Genomic DNA, 18,704 nt, shown 5'->3' on the forward strand with positions numbered 1-18,704 from the left:
TTGACGCGCGGCGTGGCGCGGGCCACTATCCGCAGCACTGATTACCGCCGGGTAATTTGTGCTGTCGACGAAGACGACCCAGGAGGACCGTTGCGACGTGCTTTCGGCCTGATCTTGCTGGCACTGGGCGTCTTCGCCGCCGCGGGAGCGGTGCTCCTCCCCACGTACGTGTACCCGAAGCTCGCCAAGGTGCCCCTCGACCAGGACTCGACGTCGGTGCTCGAGGGCACCGCGAGCAAGGTCCTTGCCGTCACCGACAACGGCACCGGCCCGGTGTCGAACATCCGCGAGAACGCCAAGCTGACCGCGGTGGCGCACGTGCAGTCGAACTTCGCCGCGCCCGAGATGCACCAGGACACCGACTACGCGGTCTGGCTGCTCGCGGTGCAGGTCACCGACGACGCCGACGGCACGGTGCTCAGTGCCAGCAAGCGGCAGGTCTGCTTCGACCGGCGCACCGGCGAGGGCTACGACCCGCGCGGCGCGACCGACCCGATGTGCGCCGCGAACAGCAGCTACGTCACCGAGCTGAAGGACAAGGCCGACCAGGACGGCCAGAAGCCGCCGGAGACGAACATCGAGAAGGCGCAGCCCGGCCTGAACTTCAAGTTCCCCTTCGGCACCGAGCAGAAGGACTACAAGGTCTACGACGACAACACCGGCGCGGCCGTCACCGCGCGCTACACCGGCACCGAGACGGTGAACGGCATCGAGACCTACAAGTTCGTCCAGGACATCCCGGACACGAAGCTCGACTCGAAGAAGGTGCCCGGCTCACTCGTCGGCTCCGAGCAGTCCACTGTGGACGCGGACCTCTACTACCGCGGCGTGAACACGCTGTGGGTGGAGCCGGTCACCGGGATCGAGGTCAAGCAGCAGCAACAGCAGCACCAGGAACTGCGGACCCTGACCAGCGCGGCGGTCGTGTTCGACGGGACGCTCGCCTACAACGGCAAGACGATCTCGCAGATGGTCGACCAGGTGAACGCGAACAAGGGCAAGCTGGAGTTCCTGTCGAGCACCGGCCCGCTCTGGCTCGGCATCGGCGGTGGCGTGCTGATCATCGTGGCGATCGTCCTGCTGGCCCGCCGCCGGCGGCCGGAGCCCCCGACGTCGCACCGGCGGCGTCAGGTGGCCTTCGCCGGCAGCTGAGTCACTTCCTCCGCAAGACCAGCACCAGATTCCACGACGCGATCTCACGCAGGCCGGGAATCCGCACGATCCACATCGCCCAGCTCGGGTGGTAACGCGGGTACCCGGCCACGAGATCGGCGAGCGGCGTCTTCTTCGCCCAGTGGAGCGCGGCGCCGACCGAAACGGGAAACAGGCTTTCACCGAATTTGTTCTTCGGCTGCTTCCCCTCTTTCCGGGAATACCGCTCCCGGGCGTAGTACCCGCCGAGGAAATGCCACGGCGCGGTCTCGTGACCGCCCCACGGGGAGAACCACGGCGTGAACGACGCGAAGACCGTGCCGCCGGGCTTGGTCACCCGGCACATCTCCTCGAGCATCACCCACGGCTCGCTGACGTGCTCCAGCACGTTCGACGAGTAGCAGACGTCGACGGAACCGCTGCGCACCGGCAGTTCCGTGCCGCTGGCGCGGATCATGTTCTCGCCGGGTTCACCGCGTGCGGACAGCTCGCCGACGTCCGGGTCCAGGCCGAGGTACACCGCGCCGGCCGCGCGGAACGCGTCGGAGAAATACCCGGGGCCGCCGCCGACGTCGAGCACCGTGCGCCCGGACAGCGGAGTGTGCGCCGCCAATTGCCGGACGGAGTCGGCGGCCAGCGCGGAATAGAAGCCGTCCGGGTCCGTCTGCTCGGTGAGGAACGTGCGGAAGAGCGTCACGGAACGGCCGAGCGTGGCCCGGTGCGGCCGGTCGACAACAGAATTACCTACCATTGAACCGTCGCTTTCCCGATTACGTTCCTCTACTGTGTACGCACCGGTAACCTAGCATCGTCGCTACAGTTTGGATAACCCGATGGAACGACCTCGTGTGCTCCTCGTCAACTGGCGCGACACCGGCCACCCCGAAGGCGGCGGGTCGGAGCGGTACGTCGAGCGGATGGCCGAAGGGCTCGCGAGAGCCGGGTACCGGGTCGAAATCCAGTGCGCCGCCTACCCGGGCGCGACCGCGGGCGAGTGGCGCGACGGCGTCCGCTACCGGCGCCGCGGCAACAAGTTCGGCGTGTACGCGCACGCGGTGCGCGCGATCCGCCGGGCCCGTGCCGATCTCGTGGTCGACGTGCAGAACGGCATGCCCTTCTTCGCCCGGCTGGTCGCCGGGTGTCCCGTGCTGGTGCTCGTGCACCACGTCCACGAGGAACAGTGGATCAGCGCGCTCGGCGAGACCCTCGGCCGCGTCGGCTGGTGGATCGAGTCGCGGCTGGCGCCGTGGCTGTTCCGGAAGTGCCGGTACGTCACGGTTTCCGAGGTCACCAAGGCCGAACTGGCCGGGCTGGGCGTCGAGGGCGAGCGGGTGGCCGTGGTGCCGAACGGGCTGGACGCGCCGCCGGCGTGCGAGTCCGAACGGGACACGACGCCGACGCTGGTCGCGGTGAGCCGGCTGGTGCCGCACAAGCGGATCGAGCACGCCATCGACGTCGTCGCGCGGCTCGCGCGGCGCTGGCCGGAGCTGAAGCTCGAGGTGGTGGGCCAGGGGCCGTGGGACGAGGTCCTGCGCGCGCACGCGGTTTCGCGCGGGGTCGCCGACCGCGTGGTGCTGCACGGCTGGGTCGACGAGCACGCCAAGCACGAAATTCTCGCGCGGTCGTGGCTGCACCTGTGCCCGTCGGTCAAGGAGGGCTGGGGCATCGTCATCATGGAGGCGGCGGCGCACGGCGTGCCCTCGGTCGCCTACCGCGCGGCGGGCGGGGTGGCCGAATCCATTGTGGAAGGTCGCACGGGTCTGCTCGCGGACGACTTCGAGGACTTCACGGCCCAGGTGGACGGCCTGCTGGCCGACGGCCTGCGGCGCGCGGAGATGGGCTTGGCCGGCGCCGAGCGGGCCGGGATGTACAGCTGGGACGCGAGTGCGGGGCAGTTCGAATCGCTGGTCCGGGACGTCTCCGGGCTTCCGGCGCCACGGCCGCGGGTCCTGGGTCAAGTGGCGCGGGGTGAAGCGCTGGCTTCGTGAACCGCGGCCCGGAACTCCTCCAGCAACCGCTCCGCCGCCGCCGCGTCGAAGTCCCGCCGACGAGCCCGCACCGTCACCGTGGTGACGTCCCCCGTGGTCGCCGCGCCGAACGCCACTCCTGACCGGCCGCTCGCCGCCGGGTAGAACGCCAGCGAGCGCACGGTGTCCCCGGTGGACACCACACCGAGGTTGGACACCAGGAACGTCGAGCCGAGCCGGCCCGCCAGCAGCCGCGTGCCCAGCCGCGCGAGCCGGCTGCTGCGGGCCGGGAAGTCCGGTTCCGGTGGCTGGGCCGCCAAGACCGCGGCGACATCGGCGCCGGGACGCAGCCGCAGCCGGAAGAACGCGCTGTCGTGCACCGGTTCCGGCGCCGCGCCGGACCGCCACGACGCACCCAGCGCGGCCACCACGCGGGCCGTGCGAGCGCCGTGCGCGCGGTTCCAGCGGCCGGTGGCGCGGGCGGCCGCCGCGACGAACCCCGCCGCCCCCAGACGCAGCCGTGGCTCGTGCCGGGCGCAGAAGACGTCACCCGACGCCACCGCGGCCCGTTCGGGCGTAATCCGGCCCGGGGGCGCGAAAAGTGCCTCAGCGAGCCGCTGGAGGGCCGAAAGCGCAAAGGGTTTGCCGCCGGCGCGCTCGCCGATCCCCGTCGCCCCCGAGGAAACCGGGACGTCGAGCAGGACGCCGAGCAGCGAGAGCAGGCCGAGACCGTCGAGGGCACCGTGGTGCGCGGCGACGAGCAGGGTGGACTCACCGACGGCGACGCGCAGGAGCGGCGCACCGCGTTCGTAGGGCGCCGAAGCGAAGCGGTCGCGAGTGGCCGGCAGGTCCGTGGCCTGCTCGATTTCCGGCACGGCACCGAGGTGCGGGTACTGCTGGACGGCGGCCGCGAGCCGGGCGCGGAGCTTCTCCGGTTCGGGTGCGGCCGTGCCGAGGTCCGCTTCGAGGAGGATGCTCCAGGAAACGGTGGGGTCGCCGTAGAGCCCGACGACGCGGTGCGCGTGGTCGGAGGCGAGCCGGGTCACGCGTCAGCGGTTCCCGTAGATCTTGCCGGGGTGGTCGGCGGGGTTGTACTTCACCTGCGCGTTCAGCTTTTCCTGCACCTGGGCGGAGCTGTCCGGGTCCGCGCCCTGGGTGAGGGCGAAGCCCGCTCCGGTCGCGAGACCGCCTCCGAGGATGACGGCGGCGACCACGCCGATGACCGTGCCCACGTGTCACTCCTTCCGCGGCGGGAGATTCCTGCCGCGGCCCAATGTACGCATCGGTAACATGCGGCACAACAGTGCGACGCACAGCGACGCGAGCGCTACTCCGTTCGCCACCAACGCGGGCGCCCAGGAAATCGGTTTCACGGCCGGCACACCCGGGGTCCGGTAGAGCGTCAGCCAGTCACCGGACCACACCGGCGTCGCGTCGGCGAGCAACCGCTTGTCGACGTCGCCGGGGGTCCCGTGTTCCACGAGGATCCAGCCGATGCCCGCCTCCGTCAGCTCGCGCGCGGACGTCGCGGCCCGGACGTCGCCGATGCGCGGGTCCTCGCCGGCGACGCGGTCCGCTCCCACTTGGAGGGTGTCGTCCATCAGCACGGGTTTCGGCAGGACGCGCGGCGCCGGGTCGAGCTGCGTGCGGTCGTCGTTCCAGGCGAACCCGCGGAACGCCGACAGCGGCAGCGTCAGCACGTCGCCGGGGCGGTCACCGAGCACTTCGGACACTGCCTGCCAGTCCGCCGGATAACGCACGGTGGAGAGCCGGCCCCAGCCGCCCCACGCCAGGTCGGGCAGGGTCAGCAAGGGGAAGACGGCCGCCGCGGTCACGAGCGCGACGCGGCCGCGGTCGGTCTTGAGCTTGGCCGCGGCGACCTCGATGGCGAGCGCGAACCCGAGCGCGAGCGGCAACGCCCACCAGGCGACCCATTTCTGGGCGTCCCGCAGGAGTCCCGCGCCGGGCAGGTGACGCGTGGCGGCGGTCAGCACCGCGTCGCCACCCGGCAACGTCGCCAGCGACGCCAGGAGCACGCCCGCGAGCCCCAGGGCGAACAACGACCGCGCCGGCGCCTTCCCCCACCGTTCGGTGAGTGGCTTCAGACCGGCGACCGCGATGGCGACGACGATGAGCGTCAGCACCGGGACGAGCGGCAGGGAACGGCTGCCGGGCACGGTTTCGGAGTTCCAGATCCCGCCCAGGCCGAGCACGCTGAACAGCGCCGGGCCCCAGCTTTCCGCGCGGGCGCTGAACGCCGTGACGCCGGCCGGGTCGGAGTACGTGCCGCCGGCGTTCAGGAACGTCGGGACCAGCCACGGCAGGTTGAGCACGATCGCGAGGGCGAGGGTCTGCCACAGGCGGCGCGACCCGGCGGCGACGGCCATGACGACGACGGCGAGCACGCCACCCGGCGGCGTCAGGACGGCGGGCGCACAGGCGATGACGAGTCTCGGCAGCGCGTTCGGTTCGTGCTTCCGCGCGGCGAGGCCGGCGCGGACGATCCAGGGCAGGGCCGCGTACGTCAGGAGCAGCGGCCAGTGCCCGATGAAGAGCCGCTCGGCGACGTACGGCGTCCAGGCGTACGCGGTCGCGGCGACGAGCCGCGTGCCGAGGTGTTCGGTCGGGACGAGCCGGCCGGCGCCCTGCGCGGCCGCGAAGATCGCCAGCAGCAGCACGATCTTCTGGACGATCTCGCCCGGCAGCACGGTGGTGGCGAGCGCGACGGCGGCGTCCGCGGGCACGGACCGCGGCAGCGTGCTGCCGATCCCGAACGCGTCCGGCACGAAGTACTGGCGGGGCGCGAACACCATGTCGTAGCTCAGGACGAACCCGCGGCCGAGCAGCGGCGCGCAGACGGCGAACGCGAGCAGGACGGACACCGCGGGGAGCGCGAGGCGTCTGCCCGGTGCGTCCACGGCCCTTCCTTTCCGGTGTCCGCGCGGTTAGGGTCCCTGGAAATTACCCGCCGGTAATGGGAGCCCGCCGTTGAGCGTAGCCACCGAAGAACCGGCCCGGACCGGCAACCGGGTCGCGGCGATCCTCGTCTCGCTCGCGCTCGCGGGCAACAACGCGGGCAGTTACGTGCTGAGCCTCGCGGCCGCGCGGATCCTCGCGCCGGGGGCCTTCGGGGAGCTGAGCTCGCTGCTGGCGGTGCTGGTCATCGGCGTCGTGCCGGCGATGGGGCTGCAGACGGTGGTGGCGCTGCGGGTCGCGCGCTCGCCGTCGCTGGCGCAGGGTTCGCTGTTCGCCCTGGGGCTGGTGACGAGCGCGATCGTCGCCACGGCGGCGTTGACGCTCAGCCCGTTGCTGGTGCTCCTGCTGCACCTGGGCTCGCTGACGCCGGCGCTGCTGGTGACGGCCGCACTCGGGCCGTTGACGCTGCTGGGCGTGTTCCACGGGCTGCTGCAGGGCGCCCACCGGTTCGCGCTGCTGGCCGGGCTGATCGCGCTGGAGGGCGTGGGCAAGGTCGGCGGCTCCCTGGTGGGCCTGCTGGTGTCGGGGTCGCCGACGGGTGCGCTGGCCGGGACGGCGCTCGGGTCGCTGGCGGTGGTCGTGGCGGGCTGGCTCGTCTGCGGCCGCCCGCGGCCGCGCTGGGCCGACCGGCACGGCGCCGAAGTGCTCCACACGGCGCAAGCGATGCTGGCGCTGGTGCTGCTGGTCAACCTGGACCTGGTGCTGGCGCGGCACACGCTGCCGTCGTCGGCCGCCGGGGAGTACGCGCTCGGCGCGATCGTCACGAAGATCGCGTACTGGCTGCCGCAGGCGGTGGGGGTGTTGGTGTTGCCCCGGTTCGCGGCTTCTTCGGGACGTCGGCGGGCGTTGCCGGTGGCGTTGGCCGTGTGTGCCTTTTTGGACGCCTTCGTGGTGCTGACGTCGGTGGTGCTGGGGCCGTCGCTGCTCGCGGTGATCGGCGGTGCGCGGTACGCCGGAAGCACGATGCCGGTGTGGCCGTTCGCGGTGGCGGGGTCGATGCTGGCGTTGGTGCAGATCCTGTTGTACGCGCGGTTGGCGGACGGGGATCGGCGGGTGGCGGTGCTGATGTGGGCGGCGGTCGGCGTGGAGGCGTTGCTGATCACCGCTTGGCTGCACGGTTCGGCTACGCAGGTCGTGACGGTCGCGGCCTGCTGCGCGGGCGGGTTGGCGGTGGCGGGCGCGATCCTGGAGCTGCGGGCGCGGCGGACGGCATGAACGACTCGTTCATGCCAACCGCCGCCTGAACGACTGCGCCAAAGGCGAGAGGCCCCCGAGAACGGGCACCGACGAGAACCCAGACTCCCCCGCACCCCGATCCAAAGCCAAAACACGGCCGGCAGCACCGGGTCAAGGCATCTTTCCCGCCTTGACCCGGTGCTGCCGGCCGTAGTCACAATGACAGCTTCGGGGTGCCGAAAGGCGCTTTGGCAGGACAGCTGCCCCCGCCCGGCACCACCGCCCGCGGAACGCCGGGCCGAAGAGGCGCTTCGGCAGGATGCCGAGTTCCGGTAGTCATCAACGACTCTTTCATGTCGCCGGACGACATGAACGACCCTTTCATGTCGTTCCTGGCCGGGGCGGGCCCCCCGTTTTCCACGCTACCGGGAGGCACCGACAGTTTCCGGTGCCTAGGTCGACTGCTCCGTCGGGTTGTCCCCACGGGTGAACCAGTCCACGCACGTCGCCACCATCGCGGCCGCCGCCAGCAGCAGCGCCGCCTGGGTCACCGGGCCGTACGCCCACTCCTGGCCGTGGCCCAGGACGCGGCCCGTCACCGACACGACCGCCGCCACGGCCATCCCGCCGAACGCCAGGTACCTCGGCGCGCGGTCCCAGAGCTGCCGGGCCAGCAGGCACGCGATCAGCAGCACCACCGGGAGCATCCCGCCCAGCGCCACCAGGAGCCCGATCAGCGCCACCGGCACGAAAGCACCGCCCGGCCGCACCGCGGACGCCCGCCGCCGGGCCGGCCAGAAGACGCCCACCAGCAGCAGGAACACCGCCACCGCGCCGACCAGCAGCGAGATGCGGTACGCCGAGTCCGGCGTGAACGACAGCGACACGACCCCGCCCGCGCCGGCGGGGACGATCCATGCCTGCTGCCAGCCGTCGACGCGGGTGCGGGTCAGCTCGCGTCCGTCCAAAGTGGCCACCCAGCCCGCGTTCGCGTTCTCCGGGACCGCCAGCACCGCCTCCGCGCCCGGCGCCACCGTCACCGACCGCGAAGCCGCGTCCCACTTCCCCACCTGCACCGCGCGGTGCACCGGCGGGGCCGGCTCGACCGCGGGGCGCAGCCACAGGTCCTGGACGACGAAGGAGTCCGAACGGTCCGTCCGCAGTTCGTGCCCGCCGGACGGCAGCGAGATCCCGCCTTCGGAATCCCGGCACATCCGCAGCTCCAGCGGCCGGTGCGCGATGATGTCGGCCAGCGTTCCCTGCACCGACGTCCGGTAGTCCAGCCCGTCGAGGTGGACGTTCGGCCCGGACCCGCACGGCACCGTGAACGCCGGGTCCGGCCCGGGCAGCAGCCCGTCGGTGCCGGACAGTTCCAGGCTCCCGATGCCCACCACGGCCCGCGCCGCGGGGTCGTCGTCGTCACCCGGCAGCACGAGCTGCAGCTGGTCGGTGCTCAGGGGTTCGAAGGACGCCGACCCGCTCGCGTCGAGCTGGACCGTGCGCGACCCCGTCTTCGCCACCAGCTCCACCTGCCGCGGCGCCCGCGCGCCGCTCGCCGGCGCGACCCCGATGTGCAGCCCCGAAATCCGCTTCGGCGCGGTCCAGTTCAGGGTGAGCGTCGGGCGCAGGTCGGTGACGTCGGGGCGCCACGTCGTGCCTGCGTCGCCGTCCACCGCCGCGAACCCGCCCGCCGCCGGGTCGCCGCCCAGCTGCGACGTCGACGCCACCGTGACCCCCGGCAACGAGAGCGGGTTCTTGCCGCCGCCCGCGGGCAGCACCGTGCCACCGACGAGGAACGTCTGCTCGGCCGGAGTGCTGAACAGGCGCCGGATGCCGTCGGGCTCTTCGCCGTCGCGGGCCGCGGACGCGTCGCACCGCACCGCGCCCTCGGCGGGCAGGCACGCGAACCGCGGCGCGGCACCCCGCGTGAACGCGAACCCGGGTGCGGGCCCGGCGGGCAGGTCGGCCGGGACTTCCAGCGCGCGCTGCGGTTCCGTGTCCGGGATCTTCAGCTCGGCGATGCCGACGTTCCCGTCCTGGCGCCCGACCACCAGCGACAGCAGCGTGATCCGCACCTTGCGCGTCACACCCGCCGCCACGGAATAGGTGTGCGGCCCGGCCCCGCGGATCACCTGCTGGTCGACCGAGCCGTTGTCGGTGGTGATCCGGACCCGCGTGGCCGGCCAGCCCACGCGCAGGTCGTCGACCATCTCCAGGTCCACCGAGTTCACCAGCCGCGGGGTGTCCAGCTCGACCTCGAGCCACTGGCCGATGGGGCCGGTGAACGACGACGAGCGCCACGACGTGCGCGGGTCGCCGTCGATCGCCGCGAACGGCTGGTGGCCGGGGTCGGACCCGCCGAACGCGTCGGCGAACGACGCGGCCGTCGACGCCGTCACCGCGCGGATGCCCCGGTAGGCGGCGACGGTCTGGTGCTCTTCGCCCGGGAACGGCAGCACGTCCCCCGCGGCCCGCTGCTGCCGGAACGCCTCACCGGCGGTCAGGGTCTGGCTGAGGTTGTCCCGCACGCCGCCGACGTTCCGCTCGGCGCGGCGCAGGCCGTCGGTCACCAGCCGCGGCCCGCCCGCCGAACCGCCGTCGCCGGTCAGCACCGTCGGCGTCGACGGGTCCAATTGCCCGGAATCGATGAGGGGCAGCAGGTTTTCCGGTCCGCCGCTGACCGTCGGGACGTCCGTGGTGGCCGTCGCCGTCGCGAGGGGCACGGGCTTGCGGACCTCGTAGATCTCCAGGGGCCCGAACTCCGCGGCCTTGCCGATACCGGGCGAACCGGCGAGCCCGGCCCGCAGGGTCGCGATCGGCGGCGCGGTGCCCCGGTCGCGGTCGATGTCGTTGCGCAGCAGCAGGAATCGGTACCCGGACCGGGCGAGCAGCGCGGCGAGGCCGGGGTCGCCGCGGCCGTCGGCCAGCGCCGCGTCGACCGAGTCCATCAGCCGCGTGTTGCCTTCGGACCCGAGCGGCACCTGGTTGCGCACCGCCCACGGGCTCTTCGCGATGGCCTGCGCGGGTTCGTCGACCGTGCGGCCCCAGTCGTATTCGCCGAACCCGGTGGCCGGTAGCAGCAGCGTCCGCGCGTTCGGGTCGGCCTTGGCGACGTAGCCCATCGCGGCGTACCAGTAGCCGGGCACCTCGTCCCAGCCCGGCCCGGAGCGCAGGTTCAGCAGCCACGCCGGCGCGGCCATCACGAGGACCAGCAAAAGCCCCAGCGCCGGCCGCAGGAACCGGCGCGCGGACTTCAGCCGCACCGGGCTCGCGATGCCGTGGACGAACGCCAGCATCAGCGGCAGCCGCAGCACCGGCTCGAACTTGTGGACGTTGCGCAGCGGGGCGAGCGGGCCGTCGAGCAGGTGCCGGACCTGTTCGGCCAGCGGGCTGTCGAGCGTGCCGACGTACCCGATGGTCAGCAGCGTCAGCCCGGTGAGGACGCCCAGCACGAGGAACCGGCGTTCGGGCAGGCCGCGACGGGTCAGGCCGAGCAGGCCGACGCCGGCGACGAGTCCCGTCGCGAGCATCAGCACCGGGTTGTCGATCAGCGACCAGCCGCCCGGCCACCACGGCGTGCCCTGCACGACGTAGGCGACCCACTGGTTGGTCCCGCGCAGCACCTCGAACAGCGACATCGGCGCGGTGGTGTTCGTCGCGGACTCGATGTAGTCCAGGAACGGCAGGCTGTATTCGCCGAGCAGCAGCAGCGGCAGGATCCACCACAGCGTCGCGCCGACGACGAAGACGAACCACCACAGGACGAGCTCGACGTGGTGGCGCGTCCACTTGCGCGTCAGCAGCCACAGCCCGGGCAGCACGAGCGCCATCACGACCATCGCGCCGTTGACCCCGCCCATGCACAGCACGGCGAGCGCGGACAACCCGGCGGCCCGCCGCGGCGAACCGATCGTCCCGGCCCGCACCAGCGGCACCAGCACCCACGGCAGCAGCACGGCGGGCAGCATTTCCGCGGACAGACCGCCGATTTCGGTCAGCATGCGCGGCGCGAGCGCGTACCCGAGCGCGCCGATCAGCCGGGTGCGCTCGGTGCCGAGCTTCATCGCGCGCGCCAGCAGCAGGGCGCCGCCGAACGCGGCCGACAGCAGGATCGCGCCCCACAGCCGTTGCGCGATCCACGCCGGCATCCCGACGGCCTGGCACAGCGCGAAGAACGGGCCCATGGGGAAGAGGTAGCCGTACGCCTGGTTCTGCAGCTCCCCCGCGGTGGCCTGCGGGTTCCACAGGTGCAGCGCGCGGCCGAGGAACGCGAGCGGGTCGACGGCGAGGTCGAGCTTCGTGTCGAACGTCGTCTTCCCCGGCATCTGCAGGAATGACAACGTGGTCAGCGCCAGCACGATCCACGTGCTCGGCCGGCGCACGAACGCGCCCACCGAGAACTTCCGGGCGCCGCTCGAGGGCGGGGCGTCGTCCCGGGACCGTTCGCGGGTGGCGGTTACCATCCGGTAGATACTAGGCCGAAACCTGGCTACCATGTGCCGACGAATTTCTCCGAGTCCCCGAACTCCTGGCAGGTGCGCCATCTCGTTCGAAGATGCCTGGGCCTTGGCCGAACCCGTCAAGGGCTGGATGACGCGCGCGCAGGGCGAAGCGCTGTGGAACGCCGTGTGCCGCCTGGAGAAGGGCGACGTCGTCCTGGAAATCGGCAGCCACCAGGGCAGATCCACGATCGTCCTGGGCGCGGCGGCCCGCACGGCCGGCGCCACGGTGATCGCCGTCGACCCCTTCGTCGACGGCCGGCTGTTCGGCGGATCGCCGACGCGGCAGCTGTTCGAGCGCAACATCCGCCACGCCGGGCTGGACGACGTCGTCGAGCTCGTCGCCGGTTACAGCACGGAACTGCGGCCTGACTGGGACCGGCCCCTACAGCTGCTTTACATCGACGGCAAGCACGACTACTGGACCTACACCGACGACCTGCGCTGGTCGGCGCACCTGCCGCCGGGCGCGGAGATCCTGGTGCACGACTGCTTTTCCTCGATCGGCGTCACACTCGGCACGATCGCGAAAGTCCTCTTCGGACGCCGGTACACCTATGTGGACCGCGCGACTTCGCTGGCGCGGTTCAAGCTCACGCCACCGTCCACGGCGGACCGCCTGCGCGTGCTCGCGCAGCTGCCGTGGTTCCTGCGCAACGTCGTCGTCAAAGTGCTGCTGCGCCTGCGGTTGCGGCCGGTCGCGCGGCTGCTCGGGCACGACAGCCCGTACGACCCCTACTGAGCGACGGGTTTCCCGACCTCGACCCGCGCGACGCACACCGGCGCGCCCGGGCTCGACAGCTGTAGTCCGATGTGGTCGAAGAGGCCGTCGACCGGCAGGTACAGCGAGTGCAGCCCGGCCTGGAACCACACCGGCGTCCGGTCGACGAGGCCTTCGCCGCCGTCCGAGGTGAAGTAGTCGATCTTCAGCAGGTGCCGGCCGAGCACCGGTTTGTCCAGCGGGACGCGCACGAGCGTCTCGCCCACCGTGTACCCGCAGTTCGGCACCGGTCCCGGGACCCCGCGGGATTCCGCGGCCACGCCGGTGATCAGGTGCGGCGTGCCGGTGGCGTCGAGCTGGTGCATCCGGTTCGTCGGCTGGTCGAAGTGCGTGCCGGGGACCAGGCCGGCCACGCGCGAGGCCTGGGAGTCCACGCCGAACCACTCGTGGACCACATCGGACGGCACGAACGTGTCGTAGAAGACCAGATCCGGGTCCTCGGCGACGGCGGCCCGGACGTGGCCGAGGTACTGCGCGGAATGCTCGAACCGCAGCGCCGGGGCGAGCCCGGAGAATCCGATGATCGAACTGATGAGCAAAAGCAGGCACACGGCTAGCGCGATCGGCCGTTCACGCTTTCCGCCGGACGGCGCAATTTCCCCGGGTCGCAGAAAAGCGAACGCTCCACAAAGGGCGGCCACGAACGCCAGCTCGGCCAGGTACCTCGGGTCGTCCCCCGCGGCCGGGCCGACTTCGCGCAGCCGCGTGAACGCCAGCAACCCGACGTCCAGGGCGAGCAGCAGCCCGAGCAGCGCCCACGCCCGCCACGCCCGGCGGCCGCCCACGCGCACGCCGAGGACGAGCACCCCCAGTGCCGCGGCGAACAGCAGGACCACGACGGCGAACGGCGACGGCGCCCAGGTCGCGCCCGGACCGGGCCCGGACCACGGCCCGCCGGCGAGCCCGGGCAGGAAGGTGTCGCCGAGCATCCGGCCGGCCAGGTCGGCGACGGTCCCGGCGGTCATCGGCGTGCCGCCGGGGGCCACCTGGCTCGACGTCAGCGCGAGGTAGCCCACGACGAACGCGGCGAGCAGCGCCGCGTGCCCCGCCCAGTAGCGCCACCGCTCCCGGAAGGACTGTCCGAGCAGGACGGTCACCCCGGCCAGCAGCACCGGGACCACCACGGCCTTCTCGTAGAACGCGAGGCCGAACAGCGTCCACGCGAAGGTGCCGAGCCACCACCGGCCACCCTCGCGCAGGTAGCGGACGTGCCAGTAGAGCGCCCCGGCGGCGGCGAGCACCACCGGGACGATCTGGATGCCGTAGGCGAACCAGAGCGTCGGGACCAGCAGCAGCGTCGAGGCGGTGAACACGGTGAACGGCACCAGGATGGCCCAGCGGCGGCCGAAGCAGCGCACGAGCAGGCACCAGAACAGCACCGTCGCGACGGCCCGCATCAGCAGCAGCGGCACCACGAGCAGCGGGAAGTTCAGCGGCGCCCACCACGTCGCCACCGCCACGACGAAGAAGCCGCCGGGGCTCAGGTGCCCGTGGTAGTCCTGGAAGAGGTACCCGAGGTCGAACGGCCCGGCCGCGGCGGCGCGGTAGGTCATCACGAAGTCGTCCTGCGCGAAACTCCCGTGCAGCGCCGCCCAAGCGTGGAAAACGAACGGCACCACGCCGGCCACGAACGCCGCCAGGACCACAGTGGACGGTCTTCGTGTCACCCGTGGCGCGGGCTTTTCGGTCTCCACCAACACGGGCGTCCTCAATTCTTGCAGGCGGGCGGCTGGCACATGAGCTTGCTCAGTGCCTGGTAGAAGACGTCGGAGATCTTGCGCGGGTCCGGCGTGGTGAACGACTCGCCGCCGGTCGCGGCCGAGACCTGGCGCAGCTCGCTCGCGTCGATGTCCGGGCCGATGCCGATCCCGATCACCGGGAGCGGTTTGCGCGGGTCCTGCAGCCGGCCCAGCTCGGCCAGCAGGCCGGGCAGCCCGATCGAGTCGCTGTCCTCGTTGCGGCCGTCGGTCAGCACGACGACGACGTTGATCCGGCCGAGCTGCCAGTTCTGGCGGGCGTTCTGGTAGGCGGCGAGGATCGAGTCGTACAGCCCGGTCGCGCCGCCGGGCTTCGGCTTGACCGCCTGCAGCGTCGCGACCCCGCCGGCGGCGAGCTGCTGGGAGATGGGCCGCATCGGCAGGAGTTCCTTGTAGTCCTTGTCGCCGTCGAGCTTGGTCGAGAACAGCCAGAGGCCGATTTCCGTCGTGGGCTTGAACAACCCGAGGCCCTGCGTCGCGGCTTCCAGCGTCAGGGCCATCCGGCTGCGGCCGGTGCCGGGGACGGTGGCGGCCATCGAGCCGGAGACGTCGAGCAGCACCTGGACGCGCGCGCTGAGGTTGGCCCCGGCCCACGCCTGCAGCACGCCGTACATCGCGTCGGGTGCCGGCGGCCCGGCCGGGCGCGGCGCGGCGTCCGTGCGCGTGTCGCGGGGCCGGTCGCCGAGCAGCTGCCCGGCCGGCGTCCGGAACCCGGCCTCGGCGAACGACTTCGTCGCGGTCTGGTCCAGCAGCAGCCGCAGGAACCGTTCGGCCGCCGACCGGGACGCCTCCGACGCGCGCGGCAGCACGACGTACGGGTAGTCGAAGCTCGGCACGCCGGCCGCGGGGTACGCGGCGACGAGCTTGCGCGCCAGCACGGACTGCTCCGACGCGGGTGCCGCGGTGAACGGCTGCTTCACCGCGGACGCCTTGCGGATCTCCTCGGTGAACGCCGCCCCGGGGTCGGGCGCGTCCTTCGTCAGCTGCTGCAGGCCGATCAGCGCGGCGATCGCCGCCGGGTCGCGGCTCGGGTCGGGCAGGCCGACCGGGCTGCCCGCGAGGACGTCCGACCAGGACGGTGACTTCCCCGGCCAGCCCGCCTGTTTCGCGACGTCGTCGGTCAGCGCCAGCACGACCGGCGAGCTCGCCACCGACTGGCCGGACTCGGGCAGGTTCCACGCGCCGAGGTCGCGGGCCTGCAGCAGCCAGCTGCTCGACTCCGGCACCCAGACGTCGGGGCCGTTCGCGCCGTTGGCTTCCAGCGCGGCCGCGGTGGCCGCCGACGCGGTCGCGGTGACCTCGACGGTGTAGCAGTCCGGGCCGGGCACCGTCCCGGCGAGCGCCCTGAGCACCGGCGCGACGTCCGGGGCCGCCGTGATGTGCACCGGGGTCGTGGTGTCGCAGCCGCCGGCGGCGAGGCGGTCGCGCAGCCAGTCGACGCCGGCCCAGGCGAGCAGGGCGACCACGAGCAGCACGCTCAGGACGACGACCCGCGCGTCGACGCGCCGGGCCCGCGCCGGGTGTGCCGCCATGCACTCGCCTTCCGTCGTGGAGTCCTGGCAGCTTGCCAGCCGGGTGAGCGGGAAGCCAGACCCGGCAGCGGAAAGTGACGGCTCCCGCGTCAAACCGTGGTGAAGGAATTGCGAAGTGCGGCCATTTTGGTGATTGCTCCGAACTGCGTAACATTCCTGCTTGACGCCCGTCCCACATGGGTAACAGCACGATGGCGGATCGCGGAGACGATTTCGCCGTCCCCGAAACGGCGAACGGAACCGAACGGAGACGCAACCCGTGCGCACGATGTACGACGCGGTCACGGCCGCGAACATCCCCGCCGGCGCGGAGATGGTCGCGGGATACATCGACAAGATCAAGCTCGAACCCTGGTCGGCCGCCGACTGGGCCCGCTTCCCGAACGCGGTCAAGGTCACGATCGTCAAGAAGGCCTCGACCGACGACGGGCACGTCCTGGACGTCGAACCCGGCGACGCCACGCCGGGCGAGGCGCCGGGGTGGGTCCGGATGCGCCGCGCGGCGGGCGCCGACCCCACGATCTACTGCAACCTCTCGACCTGGCCCTCGGTGCGCTCGGCGTTCTCGTCCGCCGGCGTCGCCGAGCCGCACTACTGGATCGCCCACTACAACGGCGATCCCGCCATCCCCGCCGGCGCGATCGCCAAGCAGTACCGCGGGGACGTCGCCCCGGGCTACGACGTCTCGTCCGTCGCGGACTACTGGCCCGGAGTGGACGGAAACGGTTCCGCCTCGACTGGAGTGGAGATCATGGAGCGCATCACCGTCACCCCGCCGAACGCCAACCAGAACACGGTGCGGGTGTTCCTGTCCGGCAGCCCCGGCGCGGCGGTCATCGTCCGGCCGAGGCTGGGCGGTGACGGCTTCTCGAAGCCGATGTGGGTCGGCGACATCTTCGCGTGGGGCAACGACCACCAGGGTGTCGGCCACAACCCGACGCAGGTCGCGGGCTACAACAACAAGCTGACGTCCCACCGGCGCTACGATCTGCCGGGCGCGGTGTGGGCCGACATCAACTACAGCGCGGCCGACGCGTTCGAGATCGACATCGTCGGCTGACGTGTCCCTCGCCCCGGTTCTGCCTTCTCACTGGCAGGATCGGGGCATGGAACGCGTGCTCGGCATCGGTGGGTACTTCTTCCGCGCGGCGGACCCGGAGGCGCTGGGCGCCTGGTACCGGGACTGCCTCGGCCTGGACACGGACGCGAACGGCTTGTGGCGGCAGGAGCCGGGGCCGACGGTGTTCGCGCCGTTCGAGGCCTCGACGGACTACTTCGGATCGCCGTCGCAGCAGACGATGCTGAACTTCCGGGTCGCCGACCTGGACGCGATGCTCGCGCAGCTGCGGGAGAAGGGCGCCGTCGTGGCCGACGACGTCCAGGAGATGGCCGGCATCGGCCGGTTCGGCTGGGTCACCGATCCGGAGGGCAACCGCGTCGAGCTGTGGCAGCCCGCCTGATCGCCTCACGCGGGCGGGAGCGCGCGGCACAGGGCCTCGATCGCGGCCGGGTACGCGTGCTCCGGCGGCGTCGCGTACCCCACGACCAGTCCGTCCATTGTGGACATCGTGCTGGCCGGGTGGCGGAACGCGGCCAGGCCGTCCAGCGCGAGTCCTTGCCACGCCGCGGCTTTCACCGCCGACTGCTCGGTCCCCGGCGGCAGCCGCAGCACCGCGTGCAGTCCCGCGGCGATGCCGGCCGGCACGACGTGCGGCGCCCGGTTCGCCAGCGCGTCGACGAGCAGGTCACGGCGGCGCCGGTAGCGCTGGCGCATGCGCCGGATGTGCCGGTCGTACGCGCCCGCCTTCAGGAACTCCGCCAGCGTCAGCTGGTCGAGCACCCCGGCCCACGCCTCGCGCTCACCCTTCGCCGCGAGCACCGGGTCGACCAGCGCCTCCGGTAGCACCAGCCAGCCCAGCCGCAAGGCGGGCGACAGGCTCTTGCTCACCGAGCCGACGTAGACGACGCGCTCGGGGTCGAGGCCCTGCACCGCCCCGACCGGCTTGCGGTCGTAGCGGAACTCGCCGTCGTAGTCGTCCTCGATGAGCACGCCGCCGGTCGCGCGGACGTGGTCGAGCACGGCCGTGCGGCGGTCGTGGTGCAGCGGACCGCCGGTCGGGAACTGGTGCGCGGGCGTCAGCAGCACGGACGGCACCGCCAGCTCGTCGACGCGGGCGCCTTTTTCGTCCAGGGCGAGGGGAATCGTCTCGACGCCGGCTTTCGCGAAGATCGAGCGGTGGAACGCGAGCCCGTACGCCTCGACGGCGAGCGGGCCGGCCAGCACGGCCGGGAACAGCAGCCGCAGCGCGTGCGCGAACCCCGAGCACACGACGATCCGCTCCGGCGCCGTCCGCACCCCGCGGGCGCGCGCGAGGTAGCCGGCCAGTGCTTCCCGCAGTTCCGGCCGGCCGCGCGGGTCACCGGGGCCGAAAGCGTCGTGCGGGGCGACGTTCAACGCTCGCCGCGCGGCGGCCAGCCATTCGGTGCGCGGGAACGACGTCGCGTCCGGCTGGCCCTGGCGCAGGTTGTACCGGGGCGCCGCTGATCCTGGCGCCTTCTTCGGCGTCCGGGCCGGTGGGAGCGGCTCGGCCCGCGAAGCGACCCGGGTGCCGGAGCCCTGGACCGCGGTCAGCCAGCCCTCGGCGACCAGTTCGGCGTAGGCGTCGGCGACGGTGTTGCGGGCCAGCCCCAGGTCCACGGCCAAGGCCCGGTAGGGCGGGAGGCGGGTGCCCGGGGCGAGCCGTCCGGTGCGGACGGCGTCGCGCAGGGCGGTGATGAGCGCGGCGCGCTTGCCGCCGCCCGTCAGCTCCAGGTGGAGGTCGACTCCCGAATTGACCCACGATTCCGGCACGGAAGTGCACCCT

14 protein-coding genes are annotated in these 18,704 nt (G+C 72.3%); 6 read left to right on the plus strand and 8 right to left on the minus strand.

Annotated elements, in window-relative coordinates:
• Positions 1–90 precede the first annotated feature (90 nt).
• The gene (gene pgfA, locus BLV96_RS12615; RefSeq protein ID WP_086673216.1) at positions 91–1,152 is read left to right on the plus strand and encodes a cell envelope lipid trafficking protein PgfA; all 1,062 of its coding nucleotides are present in this window, start codon (positions 91–93) and stop codon (positions 1,150–1,152) included.
• Between the two features lies 1 nt (position 1,153).
• Here the strand turns inward: pgfA and BLV96_RS12620 are convergent, their stop codons facing one another.
• A complete protein-coding gene (locus BLV96_RS12620; RefSeq protein ID WP_086673218.1) occupies positions 1,154–1,849 on the minus strand; it encodes a class I SAM-dependent methyltransferase in 696 nt (231 codons plus the stop codon).
• A gap of 151 nt (positions 1,850–2,000) precedes the next feature.
• Here BLV96_RS12620 and BLV96_RS12625 point away from each other — a divergent pair, with 151 nt between their 5' ends.
• Positions 2,001–3,140 (plus strand): glycosyltransferase, encoded by a 1,140-nt coding sequence (locus tag BLV96_RS12625; RefSeq protein ID WP_086673220.1) that lies wholly within the window; start codon positions 2,001–2,003, stop codon positions 3,138–3,140.
• On the opposite strand, the gene BLV96_RS12630 is transcribed toward BLV96_RS12625, so the two are convergent.
• Genes BLV96_RS12630 through BLV96_RS12640 form a run of 3 tightly spaced genes read right to left on the minus strand, consistent with a single transcriptional unit; the run spans position 3,107 to position 6,037 of the window.
• Entirely contained in the window at positions 3,107–4,165 is a 1,059-nt protein-coding gene (locus BLV96_RS12630) for a hypothetical protein (protein ID WP_086673222.1), read from the minus strand. The genes BLV96_RS12625 and BLV96_RS12630 overlap by 34 nt on opposite strands.
• A gap of 3 nt (positions 4,166–4,168) precedes the next feature.
• A complete protein-coding gene (locus BLV96_RS12635; protein WP_086673224.1) occupies positions 4,169–4,351 on the minus strand; it encodes a hypothetical protein in 183 nt (60 codons plus the stop codon).
• A gap of 3 nt (positions 4,352–4,354) precedes the next feature.
• Positions 4,355–6,037, minus strand: coding sequence for an MmpA family trehalose lipid delivery protein (locus tag BLV96_RS12640; protein WP_086673227.1), 1,683 nt, complete (start codon positions 6,035–6,037; stop codon positions 4,355–4,357).
• A 70-nt stretch (positions 6,038–6,107) separates the two neighbouring features.
• Between BLV96_RS12640 and BLV96_RS12645 the strand changes: the two genes are divergently transcribed.
• The gene (locus tag BLV96_RS12645; protein WP_086673229.1) at positions 6,108–7,310 is read left to right on the plus strand and encodes a lipopolysaccharide biosynthesis protein; all 1,203 of its coding nucleotides are present in this window, start codon (positions 6,108–6,110) and stop codon (positions 7,308–7,310) included.
• Positions 7,311–7,723: 413 nt separating this feature from the next.
• Here the strand turns inward: BLV96_RS12645 and BLV96_RS12650 are convergent, their stop codons facing one another.
• Entirely contained in the window at positions 7,724–11,734 is a 4,011-nt protein-coding gene (locus BLV96_RS12650) for an alpha-(1->3)-arabinofuranosyltransferase (protein ID WP_086681189.1), read from the minus strand.
• A gap of 103 nt (positions 11,735–11,837) precedes the next feature.
• Here BLV96_RS12650 and BLV96_RS12655 point away from each other — a divergent pair, with 103 nt between their 5' ends.
• On the plus strand, positions 11,838–12,512 hold the full coding sequence (locus BLV96_RS12655) for a class I SAM-dependent methyltransferase (protein ID WP_086681191.1): 675 nt from the start codon (positions 11,838–11,840) through the stop codon (positions 12,510–12,512).
• Here BLV96_RS12655 and BLV96_RS12660 read toward each other — a convergent pair.
• Positions 12,506–14,248 carry a glycosyltransferase family protein gene (locus tag BLV96_RS12660; protein ID WP_086681215.1) on the minus strand — a complete coding sequence of 581 codons (1,743 nt, stop codon included), beginning with the start codon at positions 14,246–14,248 and terminating at the stop codon, positions 12,506–12,508. The genes BLV96_RS12655 and BLV96_RS12660 overlap by 7 nt on opposite strands.
• Positions 14,249–14,259: 11 nt before the next feature.
• A complete protein-coding gene (locus BLV96_RS12665) occupies positions 14,260–15,840 on the minus strand; it encodes a substrate-binding domain-containing protein (RefSeq protein ID WP_086681193.1) in 1,581 nt (526 codons plus the stop codon).
• Positions 15,841–16,099: 259 nt separating this feature from the next.
• Here BLV96_RS12665 and BLV96_RS12670 point away from each other — a divergent pair, with 259 nt between their 5' ends.
• Both BLV96_RS12670 and BLV96_RS12675 read left to right on the plus strand, forming a co-directional pair.
• Positions 16,100–16,900 (plus strand): glycoside hydrolase family 25 domain-containing protein, encoded by an 801-nt coding sequence (locus BLV96_RS12670; protein ID WP_086681194.1) that lies wholly within the window; start codon positions 16,100–16,102, stop codon positions 16,898–16,900.
• A 46-nt stretch (positions 16,901–16,946) separates the two neighbouring features.
• Entirely contained in the window at positions 16,947–17,300 is a 354-nt protein-coding gene (locus BLV96_RS12675) for a VOC family protein (RefSeq protein ID WP_086681196.1), read from the plus strand.
• A gap of 5 nt (positions 17,301–17,305) precedes the next feature.
• On the opposite strand, the gene pdxR is transcribed toward BLV96_RS12675, so the two are convergent.
• Complete coding sequence (gene pdxR / locus BLV96_RS12680) at positions 17,306–18,691, minus strand: MocR-like pyridoxine biosynthesis transcription factor PdxR (protein ID WP_086681198.1); 1,386 nt, start codon at positions 18,689–18,691, stop codon at positions 17,306–17,308.
• Between the last annotated feature and the right edge of the window lie 13 nt (positions 18,692–18,704).

Origin of the sequence: Amycolatopsis pretoriensis (genome assembly GCF_900107925.1) — a bacterium.
Lineage (GTDB): Bacteria > Actinomycetota > Actinomycetes > Mycobacteriales > Pseudonocardiaceae > Amycolatopsis > Amycolatopsis pretoriensis.